General features: G+C 61.5%; 13 protein-coding genes. 6 read left to right on the top strand and 7 right to left on the bottom strand.

What is annotated here, in order from left to right:
• Window positions 1-83: 83 nt before the first annotated feature.
• Entirely contained in the window at window positions 84-1,409 is a 1,326-nt protein-coding gene (locus IEV40_RS07055; RefSeq protein ID WP_229724004.1) for an MFS transporter, read from the top strand.
• Between the two features lie 78 nt (window positions 1,410-1,487).
• Here the strand turns inward: IEV40_RS07055 and IEV40_RS07050 are convergent, their stop codons facing one another.
• The 6 genes from IEV40_RS07050 to IEV40_RS07025 form a co-directional block, all read right to left on the bottom strand.
• A complete protein-coding gene (locus IEV40_RS07050) occupies window positions 1,488-2,699 on the bottom strand; it encodes an MFS transporter (protein ID WP_188420290.1) in 1,212 nt (403 codons plus the stop codon).
• Window positions 2,700-2,851: 152 nt separating this feature from the next.
• Window positions 2,852-3,883 carry a lysylphosphatidylglycerol synthase domain-containing protein gene (locus IEV40_RS07045; protein ID WP_188420289.1) on the bottom strand — a complete coding sequence of 344 codons (1,032 nt, stop codon included), beginning with the start codon at window positions 3,881-3,883 and terminating at the stop codon, window positions 2,852-2,854.
• Window positions 3,880-5,103 (bottom strand): cardiolipin synthase ClsB, encoded by a 1,224-nt coding sequence (clsB, locus tag IEV40_RS07040; RefSeq protein WP_188420288.1) that lies wholly within the window; start codon window positions 5,101-5,103, stop codon window positions 3,880-3,882. The genes IEV40_RS07045 and clsB overlap by 4 nt, the downstream gene beginning before the upstream one ends.
• Before the next feature lie 77 nt (window positions 5,104-5,180).
• Entirely contained in the window at window positions 5,181-6,431 is a 1,251-nt protein-coding gene (locus IEV40_RS07035; protein WP_229724003.1) for a CaiB/BaiF CoA transferase family protein, read from the bottom strand.
• Window positions 6,428-7,219, bottom strand: a complete 792-nt coding sequence (locus tag IEV40_RS07030) for an enoyl-CoA hydratase/isomerase family protein (protein ID WP_188420287.1) — start codon at window positions 7,217-7,219, stop codon at window positions 6,428-6,430. Before IEV40_RS07030 ends, IEV40_RS07035 begins: the two co-directional genes overlap by 4 nt.
• Before the next feature lie 50 nt (window positions 7,220-7,269).
• A complete protein-coding gene (locus tag IEV40_RS07025; protein WP_188420286.1) occupies window positions 7,270-8,424 on the bottom strand; it encodes a DSD1 family PLP-dependent enzyme in 1,155 nt (384 codons plus the stop codon).
• 267 nt (window positions 8,425-8,691) lie between these two features.
• On the opposite strand from IEV40_RS07025, the gene IEV40_RS07020 reads away from it, so the two are divergent.
• From IEV40_RS07020 to IEV40_RS07010, 3 genes are read left to right on the top strand one after another with little or no spacing between them, the layout of a single operon-like run.
• Window positions 8,692-9,696, top strand: coding sequence for a Bug family tripartite tricarboxylate transporter substrate binding protein (locus IEV40_RS07020; protein WP_188420285.1), 1,005 nt, complete (start codon window positions 8,692-8,694; stop codon window positions 9,694-9,696).
• 59 nt (window positions 9,697-9,755) lie between these two features.
• Entirely contained in the window at window positions 9,756-10,274 is a 519-nt protein-coding gene (locus IEV40_RS07015; RefSeq protein WP_229724002.1) for a tripartite tricarboxylate transporter TctB family protein, read from the top strand.
• A 10-nt stretch (window positions 10,275-10,284) separates the two neighbouring features.
• Entirely contained in the window at window positions 10,285-11,805 is a 1,521-nt protein-coding gene (locus IEV40_RS07010) for a tripartite tricarboxylate transporter permease (protein ID WP_188420284.1), read from the top strand.
• A 130-nt stretch (window positions 11,806-11,935) separates the two neighbouring features.
• Here the strand turns inward: IEV40_RS07010 and IEV40_RS07005 are convergent, their stop codons facing one another.
• Complete coding sequence (locus IEV40_RS07005; RefSeq protein ID WP_188420283.1) at window positions 11,936-12,664, bottom strand: GntR family transcriptional regulator; 729 nt, start codon at window positions 12,662-12,664, stop codon at window positions 11,936-11,938.
• Window positions 12,665-12,922: 258 nt separating this feature from the next.
• Between IEV40_RS07005 and IEV40_RS07000 the strand changes: the two genes are divergently transcribed.
• The gene (locus IEV40_RS07000) at window positions 12,923-14,140 is read left to right on the top strand and encodes a pyridoxal-phosphate-dependent aminotransferase family protein (protein ID WP_188420282.1); all 1,218 of its coding nucleotides are present in this window, start codon (window positions 12,923-12,925) and stop codon (window positions 14,138-14,140) included.
• Between the two features lie 61 nt (window positions 14,141-14,201).
• The gene (locus IEV40_RS06995) at window positions 14,202-14,966 is read left to right on the top strand and encodes a 2-keto-4-pentenoate hydratase (RefSeq protein ID WP_188420281.1); all 765 of its coding nucleotides are present in this window, start codon (window positions 14,202-14,204) and stop codon (window positions 14,964-14,966) included.
• The last annotated feature ends 2 nt before the right edge of the window (window positions 14,967-14,968 follow it).

Genomic DNA, 14,968 nt, shown 5'->3' with positions numbered 1-14,968 from the left:
GACGTTTTGTCCTACCCCGGCCGAAACCGTTGTACAGCAAGGGTTTCGACGCGTTAGATAATAACGAAATGGAGGCGAACACCATGGCTACCACCTACGATGCAGCACAGCATGACATTGGCGACGGCCCCCGGAACCTGAATACCCGGAATACCCACATCGCCCCCGGTGAAATCGCCATCGGCGTCATTATCGGGCGCACTTCCGAATATTTCGACTTCTTCGTCTACGCGATCGCCTCGGTGCTCGTGTTCCCGGCGGTCTTCTTCCCGTTCGCGGACAAGCTGGAAGGCACGCTGTATGCCTTCACGATCTTCTCTTTCGCCTTTCTGGCGCGGCCGTTCGGCACAGTCCTCTTCATGGAAGCGCAGAAACGGCTCAGCCGCGAAGCCAAGCTGACCATCGCGCTGTTCCTGCTGGGCGGCTCCACGGCGGGCATCGCCTTCCTGCCGGCTTATGCCGATCTCGGCGTGACGGCCATTATCATGTTGTCATTACTGCGCATCGGCCAGGGCATTGCGCTCGGCGGCGCCTGGGACGGCCTGCCGTCGCTGCTGGCGCTGAATGCACCGCCGAACAAGCGCGGCTGGTACGCAATGCTGGGCCAGCTCGGCGCACCGACCGGCTTCATCATCGCTGCCGGCCTGTTTTCCTACCTGCTGCTGGAACTGTCGCAGCAAGACTTCCTCGAATGGGGCTGGCGCTATCCGTTCTATGTGGCCTTCGCCATCAACGTAGTCGCGCTGTTCGCGCGCCTGCGTCTGATTTCGACGCCAGAATACACCCATCTGCTGGACGATCGGGAACTGCAGCCGACCAATATTGTTGAAATGACACAGTCGCAAGGCCGCAACGTGGCCATCGGTGCACTGGCAGCTCTCGCCAGCTATGCGCTGTTCCACTTGGTCACGGTGTTCCCGCTGTCGTGGATCAACCTGTATTCGACGCGCTCGCTCAGCCACTTCCTGGTGGTGCAGATGATGGGCGCCGCGATCGCGATGGTCGGCATCGTGCTGTCCGGCATCGTCGCCGACCGCTTCGGCCGCCGCACCACGCTGGGTACGCTGGCCGTGCTGATCGCAGTCTTCAGCGGCTTCGTGCCGACGCTGATGGATGGCGGCGATCTGGGCCAGGATATCTTCATCATGGTCGGCTTCGGCCTGCTGGGCCTGTCCTACGGCCAGGCTGCCGGCGCGGTTTCCGCCAACTTCCTGCCGAAGTATCGTTACACCGGTGCTGCCCTGACGTCGGATCTGGCCTGGCTGGTCGGCGCCGCCTTCGCACCGCTGGTGGCGCTGGGCCTGTCGGCGCACTTCGGCCTGGGTTACGTCAGCCTCTACCTACTGTCAGGCGCAGTCGGCTCGCTGGCGGCACTGAGTCTGAACCGGGCGCTGGAAATCCGGAACTGATTCTCTCGATCTGAAAAAAGGGTTGCGGCAGAAATGCCGCAACCCTTTTTTTTTGCCCTTCTATATTATAGAGAGAACTTATCGGGCCGCAACCGACCTCTCATCACGGATCAGCAAAGCGCCGCACAGCAACGCCAGCACGATACCCAACACGCAGATCGTCGGCCAACCGCCGTGCAGCCAGGCCAGCGAACCGAGTGCAGATCCCGATGCGGCGCCGATGAAATACGTTGTCATGTAGACGGCATTCATTCGCGAGCGCGCTTCCGGCTCCAGTTCGAAGACGATGTGCTGGTTCGTGATGTGCAGTCCCTGCAGACCAAGATCGATAACCAGCATGCCGACGATGAACCAGGCAAGACTGGTCTCTCCCAGCCAGAAACAGCCCCATCCGGCCAGCAGCAACAGCACGCAGGCAACACCCGCCTCGCGCGTCCAGCCACGGTCGGCGCAGCGGCCAGCCACATTCGCCATCAATGCACCGGCCACACCAGCCAGCCCTACCAGCCCGATGCTGGCATCGCTCAATCCATGCGACGGCCCCGACAGCAGCAAGGCCATCGTCGAAAACAAGGCACTGACCGAAGCGAACGCCAGCGCGCTCATCAATGCACGACTGAGCAAACGCGGATGGCGACGCATCAGCACGCCCATCGAACGCAGCACCTCGCCGTAACTAACCTGTGCCGGATTGCGTGACGTCGGCAGCTTGCGCCACAGCAGCAGTGCGACCACCACCATCGTGATACTGGAAAGTCGATACACGGTATGCCAGCCGCCAAGGCTGGACAGGATGCCCGCCACGCTGCGCGCTGCCAGAATCCCGAGCAGCAGGCCGCTCATCACCAGCCCGACGGCACGGCCGCTGCGCGACGGATCCGACAGGATGGCTGCCAGCGGCACCAGGATCTGCGCCGCCACCGAAAACATGCCGGCCATCATGATGCCGGCGAACAGGAAATGGATGCTGGCGGCAAACCCGCTGATGAATTGGCCGAGTCCGGCCAGCAGCATCAGCGTCACCGCCAGCCGGCGTCGCTCGAACTTGTCGCCCAGCGGCACCAGCAGCACCAGTCCGCAAGCATAGGAAACCTGCGCCGCCGTGACGGTCAGTGCCGCCGTGGTTTCACTGACGCCGAAATCCAGCGCAATCGAATGCAGCAGCGGCTGATTGAAGTAATTGCCGCCGGCGCACAGGCCGGAAGCGATTGCCATCAGCAGCAGAACGGAAGCATCGAGGCCGCGATTGGCGGACGATGCCGAAGGAGGAGTCGGAGGGGATGAAGGCATGGACAGTGACGTACGTGCTCCCGGCATCGGGAGGGAAGGCGATGATAGCAGTCATGCCGTTTTCCTGCCGGCGAGCATCGTACCAGCAACATCAAGAACATCAATCGTCGCGGCCCGACAATCAGGGCAATCAGATCATGTCGATGTTCAGCTCACCTGCGGCGCGTATTTTTCTTGCGCTTGTTTTCCCCGCGGGTACGCACTTCGATAGCCAGCCAGCCGAGCGCCGCCGGCACCAGCGGCACCAGGTAATAAAGAAAGCGATACGTCAGCAATGCTGCCAGCAATTCGCTGGCAGCAAGCCGGTACGACAGCAACGCCACGAACACCGCCTCCACCACGCCCAACCCGGCCGGCACATGCACGATCACACCGGCGACGACGGCGATCAGCAGCACGCACAACACATCCGTATAGGCAATCTGTCGCTCCAGCAACAGATAGATCACGCAAGCCATCAGCATCCAGTTGGCGCAGGACATCGCCAACTGCAGCAAGGCAAACCGCAGTCTTTGTATCGTCACCACATGACCACGAAAACTGAGACGGCGCTCACTGAAAAAAGCACATATCGCCAGATAGGCGAGCGCAGTCGACAGCAGCGCGGCACCCAGCACATGCAGGCCGGCGCCACCGATCTTCCATTGCGGCGGCAACTGCAGCGGACTAACAAGGAATACTGCACCGGCCAGTGCCAGATAGCCGAACCAGTTCGTGAAAATACTGGTGCCGATGATGCGGGCGATCGCATCGGTCTGCAAACCATGCCGCGCATACAGGCGATAACGCAACATCGCCGCGCCGATCAGCGAACCGAGATTGATGTTGAAGGCATAGCTGATGAAATTGATGGCCATCACCGTCGGCCACGCCAGGCCGTGCCGCGTCAGATGCCGTCCCAGCAGATCGAAGCAGCTGTACAGCGCATGGCTGGCCACGGCCGGCAGAATCGCCAGCCACAGCCATTGCGGAGACTGGCGGCGCATCGCTTCGAATACCTCGTCCCACGCGATCGTGCGCGCCTGCGTCACAATCAGCCACGCGACGACTAGAAAGAATGCCGTCTGCGTAATCCGCTTGAGCCAAGGCCAGCTGCGCCGCCAGAAGGACGTGCCATGCCCGCCTGCGCGCGCTGCAGCCTCAGTCTGTCTGGCACGGCTGGCGGCGCTCGACAGCCCGCTCATCGGTATGCCTCGCCATCCATCGTCTGCACATCAATGGCTGCCACTTCCTGCGCCGGCTTCACACGCGGTTTATGTGCCGGCAACCAGCCTATCCATGCCGGATAACGCCGCAGGAAATGGAACAGCACGAAGCTGCGCATCAGGCGCCACCAGCTGGATTCCTTCAATTCGCGAATATCGATTTCCTTGCAGCTGTTGTCGATCAATCCCTGCAGTTTTTCCGCCAGCCGCGTATTGAAATCACGGTCGCGGATCATCACGTTCGCTTCCAGGTTCAGCGACAGGCTCAGCGGATCGAGATTGCTGGAACCGACGGTCGCCCATTCTTCGTCGACAATCGCTACCTTGCCGTGCAGCGGCCGTTCGCAATATTCATAGATGCGCACGCCCGCGCTCAGCAGATAGTGATACAGCATGCCGGCCGCGGTCTGCACGATCGGCATGTCCGGATTGCCCTGCAGGATCAGCGACACGCACACGCCGCGCCGTGCCGCCTTGCGCAGTTCCCGCAGAAAGGCATAACCGGGAAAGAAATAGGCATTGGCGATCGTCACGCGTTCACGCGCCAGACGGATCGCCATCCGATAATGACGCTCGATATCGGTCTTGTTGCGCCCGTTGTCGCGCCAGACGAAGGCCGCAACGGCGCCCTCGGCATGTGCCGATTGCGACAAGGTCGCTTGCCTGCGACGAAACCAGCGCCGCCGCTCGCGCGTGCGCTGTACCGCTGCCAATGCAAACGTGCGGATGTGCTCGACCAGCGGGCCGCGAATTGCGATCGAATAATCCTGCTTGGCTTCGGGACCGAAATCGGCCAGATGATCGGCGGAGAAATTGATGCCGCCGATGAAAGCCAGCTCGCCATCAACAACCAGCAGCTTGCGATGCAGGCGACGGAACAGGCTCAGGCGGCGAAACAGGCTGGGTGCGGGATCGAACACATGCATGCGCACGCCCGCCGACACCAGCGTCGCGATGAATTCTTCGGACAGATCGGGCGAGCCCCAGCCGTCCACCGTCAGGTCCACCTGCACGCCGCGTTGCGCGGCCGCGATCAGCACATCATGCAGTTCTCGCCCGACCTTGTCGTCGAACAGGATGAAGGTTTCCAGCAGCACTTCGCGTTGCGCAGCAGCGATCGCTTCGAACACGCGCGGGAAGAATTCCTCGCCGTTTTCGAGCAGGTCTATGCTGTTGCCGCCTATCCATCGCTGCTTCAATGTCCGGTCTCCTGCCTTCCATGCGGAATGCCTTAGACTGTAAGCGGCGATGTCGAAAAAGTATGTGCGCTGGTTAACTAACCGTGATGACGCATGGCAACGGCCGGGCCGACGAGGATCGCCTGCTGTTGCTGCAACGCCGCGATCTCTTCTTCGGCGTAACCCAGATCGTGCAACACTTCGCGCGTATGTTCGCCCAGCAGCGGCGGCGGGCGGCGTGTTTCCTCGCCGGCAGCGCCATTCGAAAAACGGATCGGCAAGCCGATACCGCCAACGGCGCCAGCCAGCGGATGTTCGCTGGAAACCGTCATGCCGCGCGCCAGCGCTTGTTCATGCGCCAGTGCCTGCGAAATATCCAGCACCGGACCGACTGGCAAGCCGACCGCGTCGAATTCGCGCAACCACTCGTCGGTCGTGCGCGTGACCAGCTTGCCCGTCAGCAGTTCGACCAGCGCTGCGCGATTTTCCATGCGGCCCGCATTGGTGGCAAAGCGCGGATCGCCGGCCAGCTCCGGCATCTGCACCACCTGCAGCATCCGTTCGTAATTGCTCTGGTTGGCGGCACCGATGTTGATCCAGCCATCCTGTGTACGGAAGACCTGATACGGCGCGCTGGTGGAGTTGGCCGAACCCATCTTCGGCAGGATGGTACCGTCGGCAAAATAGTTGGCGGCCGGCCAGTACATCTGCTGCAGCGCCGCCTCGAACAGCGAAGTATCGACGATCTGCCCTTGCCCGGTTTGCAGCTTGTTCGCATACGCAGCAGCGATGCCGAGCGCGGCAAGGATGCCGGCATTGATGTCGGCCACCGGTGAGCCGGCCTTGATCGGTGCCTGTCCTTCCTCCCCGGTCATGCTCATCATGCCGCTCATGCCCTGCGCGATCAGGTCGAATCCGCCCTTGTCCGCATACGGGCCAGTGCGGCCAAAGCCGGAGATCGAACAGTAGATCAGGCCCGGATTCATTTCCTTCAGCACGTCGTAGCCGAGGCCGAATTTTTCCATCGTGCCGGCGCGGTAGTTTTCGATGACGACATCGGCATCCTTCAATAGACGGCGCAATACCTCGCGCCCGCCTTCGGTCTTCAGGTTCAGGCCGATGCCGCGTTTGTTGCGGTTGACGACCATGAACGACGCCGATTCGCCGCACGCCAGCAGCGGCGCGAATCGGCGGGAATCGTCGCCGTCCGGCGTCTTCTCGACCTTGATCACATCGGCGCCCATGTCGGCCAGCATCATGCCGCAGATCGGGCCGGACATGATGTGCGCCAGTTCGATGACGCGCATGCCGGCCAGCGGGCCGCTGCGTTTTTCGTTCGCCGCGCTCATTCGCCGCTCCATGCAGGACGCCGCTTGGCAAGAAAGGCTTCGATCCCTTCATGGAAATCGCGGCTGCCGTAGCAGGCGCGGATCAGGTCGCTGCCGTCCGGCAGATCGGACTGGATCAGGCGGCTGATCGCTTCCTTCGACGCCCGCATCGTGATCGGCGCATGCGCTGCCAGCTTGCTGCACAACGATGCCGCCGTCGCCTCCAGTTCGGCCGGCGGCACCACTGCGGTCAGGTAGCCAGCCGCCAGCAATTCGTCGGCCGGCAGATTCTCCGCCAGCAGCAGCATGCGCTTGGCACGATTGATGCCGAAGGCCGCCATCACGCGCGCCATGTTTGCCATCGAGATGCAGTTGCCCAGCGTGCGCGCGATCGGCAGGCCGAAGCGTGCATCCGGCGTGGCGATACGGAAATCGCAGGCAGTCGCGATCGCCAGCCCGCCGCCGGTGGCCCAGCCTTCGACGATGGCCAGTGTCGGCATCGGCAACGATTCGACCTGCGCGATGCGTTCGTTGACGGTGCGCTCGTAAGCAATACCGTCCTCGCCCGAACGGAAATCGCGGAACTGCGCGATGTCGGTGCCGGCAACGAAGGCTTCGCCGCCCACGCCACGGAAGGTGACGGCACGCACGGCGCGCTCACCACGCAGCCGTTCGCAGATCTCGCCCAGTTGCTCGTACATCGTCCACGTCATCGCATTGCGCGCCTGCGGCCGATCGAACACGACGGCGGCAATGCCGTCGACGATCGTCAGATGTACGCTGCCTTGCGTATTGTCTTGCTCGCTCATCCTCTGCTCCTTTTCTTGCCGCAGTAGCTCAATTCAACAGCACGCTCGGTTCAACGGCTCAGGCCGCTGGCATCGATGTCCCACAGCGCTTCCACGGTATCGCCGCGATAGCAGACGTATTGCCGGTACAGATTGGCCGTCGGATCGCAGTGGCCGGGAATCAGCATCAGGCGTTCGCCCAGGCGGTCACGCACATCACCGTCATCCTCGTCGCCGTCGGCGATGCGCAGGATGCCGTGTTCGTCGTTGGCCGCCGTGTAGCGCAGAGCGTCATCGTCGCCGGGGCGCACGCGCGGCAATCCGGAATCGACCGCCACGCCCTTCAGGCCGACATCGCACACCGCCATGCCGTGCTTGGCCGTGCTCATCACTGTTGTGGCAATGAACAGGCTATGCTGCAGCTTCAGCGTGCCGCCCCACTCGTTGGAACCGTAATGGCCATCCATGAAGACATAAGAACCCGGCTGCACCTCGGTGAACACGCCGCTTTCGACATCGAATTCAACGGTGCCGGTGCCACCACCTGTCACCACCGAGCAAGCGATGCCGCGCGCTTCCAGATGGCGCACGTGCTGCGCCGCCTTCTCGGCCGAACGCAGGGCGGCATCGCGCCGCTCGTTCCATGTCGCCAGATGCTGAATACCGCCGTGATACGCCTGCAGCCCACCGAAACGCAGGCTGCCGTAGCGCGCAATACGTTCGACCAGCGCCATCAGTTCGTCGCTGCCGGTCACGCCGCAACGGCCCTGGCCGATATCCACTTCCGGCAGCACCGTGATGCGCGTGCCCGCCTGCGCGGCGGCCGCGCCGAGCGCATCGATCTGCGCGACGTGGTCGGCGCAGATGCTCAACCGCGCATGACGCGCCAGCTCGGCTGCCATCGCCATCTTGTCGGCGCCGACGACTTCGTTGCTCAAATGAATATCGCGTATGCCCTGCCGCACGAACGGATAGACTTCGCTGAGCTTTTGACAACAGACGCCGACGGCACCGGCCGCCAGCTGAGCCGCGGCAATTGCCGTCGACTTGTGCGCCTTGGCGTGCGGCCGCAGCGCGATGCCGTGCGCCGCAGCCAGCGCAGCCATGCGCTCTATATTGAATTCAAAAGCATCCAGATCCAGTACCAGCGACGGCGTGCCCACCCGTTGCAGCGGATCGCCGATCCGCGCCGCTGGCGGTACGTACAGCCCCAAGTCTTCGGCCATGCATTCTCCCGATTGCGCCATGTATATAGAGGAATATCGTCGCCGCAAAAACCATCGGCTCGGCGATTGACATTTCCGTCAAAGTGTATATTGTATTCAATATTCTAAATGACCATTTGGAATAGCGGTAACGAAATTGTTTTCATGAATGCATAAGGCTGAAGGCACGCAGAGGCCGAGGCTTTATCCACAGCCGATCCGGACGGCAACACCGTGCGTCCGAAACGGTGACGTCAAAGGGTTCGCCCACACAAAGGAGACAGCATCATGCAGAAAAAAACATCCCGCCCGATCAAACTCGGCCTCTTCGCCGCCACGATGTGCTGGGCACTCAGCGCATCGGCATGGGAGCCGACCAAACCGGTCGAACTCGTCGTGCCGTTCAGCGCAGGCGGTGCTTCCGACCAGATGGCACGCTCCATCCAGGGCATCATCGCCAAGCACAACCTGATGAAGCAGCCGATCATCGTGACCAACAAGGCGGGTGCCAGCGGCGCCGAAGGTCTGCTGGACATGAAGGCTTCGCAGGGCGATCCCAACAAGATCATCGTGACTTCGTCTTCGCTGTACACGACACCGCTGACGACCAACCTGCCGTTCCACTGGCGCGATCTGACGCCGGTTGCGGTCATCGCCATGGATGCCTTCGTACTGTGGACAAATTCACAGGCCGGCTACAAGACGCCGATGGACTACATCGACGCCGTCAAGAAGAAGCCGGATACCTTCAAGATGGGCGGCACCAGCTCCAAGCGCGAAGATCACATGATCACGACGATGATCGAGAAGCAGACCGGCGCCAAGTTCCTCTACATTCCGTATAAAGGCGGCGGCGAGGCGGCCACGCAGCTCTCCGGCGGCCACATCGATTCCAATACCAACAATCCTTCCGAATCCGTCTCGCAATGGCGCGCAGGCGAACACACTGCACTGTGCGTGTTTGCCGAAAAACGTCTCTCCTACACGGCAAAAGTGACGTCGACACAAGCCTGGTCCGACATCCCGACCTGCAAGGAAAAGGGGCTCGACGTCAGCTACGAAATGATCCGCATCTTCCTGTTGCCGGGCGGCGTCAAGCCGGAACAGACGCAGTTCTACGTCGATCTGATGAAAAAAGTCACCGAGACGCCGGAATGGAAAGCGTATCTGGAACGCAATGCGCTGACGCCTGCATTCATCTCCGGCAACGCGCTGACGGATTTCCTGGTCAAGGATGAAAAACTGCACCAGACCATCATGCAGGAGGCCGGCTTCCTCGCCAAGAAGAAGTAATTCTTTTCACCCGGACGCGGCACGCCGGTGCCTGCCGCGTCCCCATCAGGAACGCGAACATGAATCACCCTGAACATACCGCGGAAGAGCGGGTCTCCTCTCGCACCGTCATCACAGTCCGCGCGATGGAACTCATCGTCGCACTCGCACTCGCGGTGGCTTCCCTCATTACCATGTGGAGCAATTACCAGCTCGGTTCAGGCTGGAGCTCCTACGGTCCCGAACCCGGCTATTTCCCGATGCGGCTCGGCATCATCATCCTGATCGCCAGCGGCTTCGTGGTATTTCACGCATTGCGCGACAACGACCGCACACCTTTCCTGGAAATCGCTCAGGCGAAACTGGTGGCGGTGATCCTGCTGCCACTGATCGTCTACGTGTTCGGCATCAAGTGGCTGGGCATCTACGTGTCGTCGGCCATCTTCATCGGCGTCTTCATGTACGTGCTGGGCAAGTTCTCCTGGTGGAAATCGATCGGCGTATCCGCGCTGACGATGATCGCCTTTTTCTACATTTTCGAACTCCAGTTCCGCGTGCCGCTGCCCAAGGGCCCGCTGGAAAGTTGGCTGGGCTATTGAGGAGATACGCATGGAAGAACTCAACTCGCTCATGACCGGCTTCGGCCACGTTCTCAGCTTTCAGAACATCGGCCTGATGTTCATCGGCATTTTGCTCGGCATCGTCGTCGGCGTGCTGCCCGGTCTCGGCGGCCCGAACGGCGTCGCCATCCTGCTGCCGCTGACGTTTTCGATGCATCCGACGTCGGCCATCATCCTGCTGTCGTGCATCTACTGGGGCGCATTGTTCGGCGGTGCCATCACGTCGGTGCTGTTCAACATTCCCGGTGAGGCGTGGTCGGTCGCGACAACCTTCGACGGCTATCCGCTGGCGCAACAGGGCAAGGCCGGGCAGGCGCTGACCAGCGCTTTCACCGGCTCCTGCATCGGCGCGCTGTTCGGTGTCGTCATCATCACCTTCCTCGCGCCGCTGGTGGCGAAGTTTGCGTTGCGCTTCGGGCCACCGGAATTCTTCGCCGTCTACTTCCTCACCTTCTGCAGCTTCATCGGCATGGGCAAGGAACCGAAGGCCAAGATCATCATCTCGATGTGCGTCGGCTTCCTGCTGGCAGCGGTCGGCATGGATACCGTCTCCGGCCAGCTGCGCATGACCTACGACTTCCCCGAGCTTTTGCGCGGCTTCGATTTCCTGGTCGCCGTGATCGGCCTGTTCGGCATCAGCGAGATCCTGCTGACGATGGAAGAAGGTCTGGCGTTCAAGGGCAAGAAAGCCAAGATCGACCTGAAAGTCGTGCTGAAGACCTGGGCCATGCTGCCACGCTACTGGATGACGCTGCTGCGCTCGTCCGTCATCGGCTGCTGGCTCGGCATCACGCCGGGTGGTGCCACCGCCGCATCCTTCATGGGCTACGGCATGGCAAAACGTTTCTCGCGCGATCCGGATTCGTTCGGCAAGGGCAACATGGAAGGCGTGCTGGCACCGGAAACCGCTGCGCATGCAGCCGGCACCAGCGCCCTGCTGCCGATGCTGGCGCTCGGCATTCCCGGTTCGGCAACCGCCGCCGTGCTACTGGGCGGCCTGATGATCTGGGGCCTGCAGCCAGGACCGATGCTGTTCGTCGAGCAGAAGGAATTCGTCTGGGGCCTGATCGCCAGCATGTACCTCGGCAATATCGCCGGCCTGCTGGTGGTGCTGTCGACGGTGCCGCTGTTCGCCGCCATCCTGCGCATTCCGTTCTCGATCATCGCCCCGTCCATCATGGTGGTCTGCGCGATCGGTGCCTACACGGTACACAACGCGCAGTTCGACATCTGGCTGATGGTGGTCTTCGGCGTGATCGGCTACATCTTCAAGAAGCTCAACTATCCGCTGGCGCCGCTGGTGCTGGCACTGGTGCTGGGCGATCGTGCGGAAGATGCGTTCCGCCAGACGATGGTCGGCTCCAAGGGCGCACTCGGCATCTTCTGGAGCAACGGCCTGGTCGGCACCATCATGACGCTGGGCATGATCGCTCTGTTGTGGCCGCTGATCAGCGGACTGTCCAATATCCTGCGCCAGCGCTTTCTCAACAAATCGCATGCCAACGCATAACGAACAACCCGATTGAAGAAGTACGCAGCAAAAGAAAAAGCCCGGATCGTTCCGGGCTTTTTTGTTGTCGACGCTATCGTTATTTGCTGAAGCTCATCGAGCATGCGTCGCTGTGCGAATGCTGGCAGGCTTATTCCTTCGCTGCTGCCGCCTTCGCCGCGGCCTCGCGCAGATCGGCCATCACCGAATCGCGCTTGTCCAGCAAATGCTGGCGCAGGATGCCGGCCAGCCGCTTGCCGTCGCGCGTTTCCAGCGCCTCGATCATTTCTTCATGCTCATGGATCGCGCGATCCCATTTGCTTTCGCGGAAGTTCGACTTGAAGCGCAGCGCCAGCAAGCGACGATTGATCGACAGATAGATCTGGCGCAGCACCGAATTGCGCGCCGCTTCGTTGATCTTGTTGTGAATCGTCTGGTTGCGGCTGTAGTAGCCCGGCAGATCGTTCTGCGCGCGGCAGACGATCATCGCTTCGTGCAGCTCCTTGATAACGGCGATCTCGGCCGGCGAGATGCGTTCCGCCGCCAGTTCACCGGACAGCGCTTCCAGGCCGCTCATCATCTCGAAGGCTTCCCAGATCTCGGTATCCGTCATCTTCGAAACGAAGGCGCCGCGATTCGGTTCGATATCGATCAACCCTTCCGACGCCAGCACCTTCATCGCCTCGCGCAACGGCGTGCGCGAAATGCCCAGGCGCTCGCATACCTCGCGTTCGTTCAATTTCATTCCCGGCGCCAGCACGCCTTCGATGATCAGGTTCTGCAGATGTTCGACCACCGTATCGTGCAGACGCTGGCGTTCCAGACGCGGAAGTGCCGGCGCAGCGCCGCCGTTATCGCTACTCATCAATGTATTTTGCATGCTAAGTCCGATTCTCGATTTGGCGTATTTTAATCCAATTACCCTGCTACAACCTATTGCTCCACCGGCAATCCGCTTTCGTGCGGTTGATGACGGAACCATGGCAATCCAGCCATGAAAACAACAATTTCCTGCGATTGCCGACATTTCCGCTTATCGGCCAATTCAGCGGCAAGAAAGCCTTTACTTGTCCTGATTCGGCTGCTACAGTATTTTGTATTCAATATTCAATTGTACGCCGTTCCTTAGGAGACCCCCATGTTGAAGCTCGATTTTCATCCAGCCGGCCGCCATTTCCTGCAGATTCCGGGCCCCAGCCCGGTGCCGGATCGCATCCTGCGTGCGATGAGCTACCCGACCATCGACCATCGCGGCCCGGAGTTCGGCGCGCTGGGACTGCACGTACTGGCCGGCATCAAGAAAATTTTCAAGACGAACCAGCCGGTCGTCATCTATCCGGCATCCGGCACCGGTGCCTGGGAAGCCGCACTGTCAAACACGCTGTCGCCCGGCGATCACGTGCTGATGTATGAAACCGGCCATTTCGCCACGTTGTGGAAAAAGATGGCAGAAGCCCTCACCCTGAAACCGGAATTCATCGGCCTGCCCGGCATCGAAGGCTGGCGTCGCGGCGTACAGGCAGACATGATCGAAGCCCGCCTGCGCGAGGACAAGAACCACTCGATCAAGGCCGTCTGCGTCGTGCATAACGAAACGTCGACCGGCGTCACCTCCGACATCGCGTCGGTGCGCCGCGCGATCGATGCCGCCGACCATCCGGCACTGCTGATGGTCGATACGATTTCCGGCCTCGCTTCCGCCGACTATCGCCACGACGAATGGGGCGTGGACGTCACCGTTTCCGGTTCGCAGAAAGGCCTGATGCTGCCGCCGGGCATCAGCTTCAACGTGCCGTCGCAAAAGGCGATCGAAGCCAGCAAGAACGCCAAGCTGCCGCGCTCGTTCTGGGCCTGGGGCGAAATCATCGAAATGAACAAGAGCGGCTACTGGCCGTACACGCCGAATACCAACCTGCTGTACGGCCTGCATGAAGCGCTCGACATGATCCTCGGCGAAGGCCTGGACAACGTGTTCGCACGCCACAACCGCCTCGCTGCTGCCTGCCGTCTGGCAGTCAAGGCCTGGGGACTGGAAATCCAGTGCGCCGATCCAGCCGTCTATTCACCGGTACTGACCGGTGTGATGACGCCGGAAGGCATCGACGCCGATGCCGTACGCAAGCTGATCTACGAACGTTTCGACATGTCGCTCGGTACCGGCCTCGGCAAGATGAAAGGCCGCATGTTCCGCATCGGCCACCTAGGCGAAGCCAACGACCTGACGCTGATGGCCACGCTGGCCGGTTGCGAAATGGGCCTGAAGCTGGCCGGCATCAAGGTCGCCGGCAGCGGTGTCGCCGCAGCGATGGATTTCCTCGCCGGACAGAAAGTGCCCGCATTGAAAGTCGCCGCCTGATCGAACGTCGACGGGATCATCGACGATATATCGCGCAACGACCACGCCAGCCGACGCCAGCATGTCCGCCAACCCCGCCATCGACGACGCGCTCTGCACCCTGCTGTTGCAGGCACATCGCGATGGCAGAACCGTAGCGGTACCCGCCGGACTGGAGCCGGCGTGCGCGGCGGATGCTTACGCGATCCAGCATGCGTTGATCGCGGCGCGCGGCGAACGCATCGCCGGCTGGAAGGTCGGCGCCAAATCGCCACTGGCGCCGCGCCACGGTGCCGCCCTGCCGTCGGATTGCGTGGTGCCGGAACCGGCCTATCTGGCACGCCGCGATTTTTCCGTGCTGGGCCTGGAACTCGAACTTGCGTTCGCCTTCTCGCGCACGTTCGAGCCGCGCCCCGACGGCTACAGCGACGAAGAAGTCATGGAAAGCCTGGCGCTGATGGCTGCATCGATCGAGATCGTCAGCAGCCGCGTCGCCGGCTGGCCCGATACCGGCAAGCTGATCCAGCTGGCCGACATGCAGAATCACGGCGCGCTGATCCTCGGCGTGATGGTTCCCGTCGATCCCGATTTTTCCTTCGCCGCCCCCGACGTCGAATTGCACATCGACGAACGCACGGCCTTTATCGGCCCCGGCACCAATCCGGCCGGCGATCCGCGCCGCCTGCTGCCGTGGATCGTCAACCATTGCAGCACACAAGGCGTACCGCTTCCCGCCGGCCACCCGATCACGACCGGTTCCTACGTCGGCATGCACTTTCCCGACACGGTGGAAACCGTGACCGGGCGCGTCGGCAATCTGCCGCCGGTGCGCTTGATGCTCGTTTAATG

Origin of the sequence: Oxalicibacterium solurbis (assembly GCF_014635845.1) — a bacterium.
GTDB classification, from domain to species: domain Bacteria; phylum Pseudomonadota; class Gammaproteobacteria; order Burkholderiales; family Burkholderiaceae_D; genus Oxalicibacterium; species Oxalicibacterium solurbis.
Note: the sequence above shows the minus strand (reverse complement) of the source record. Positions and strands in the feature narration are given on the sequence as shown.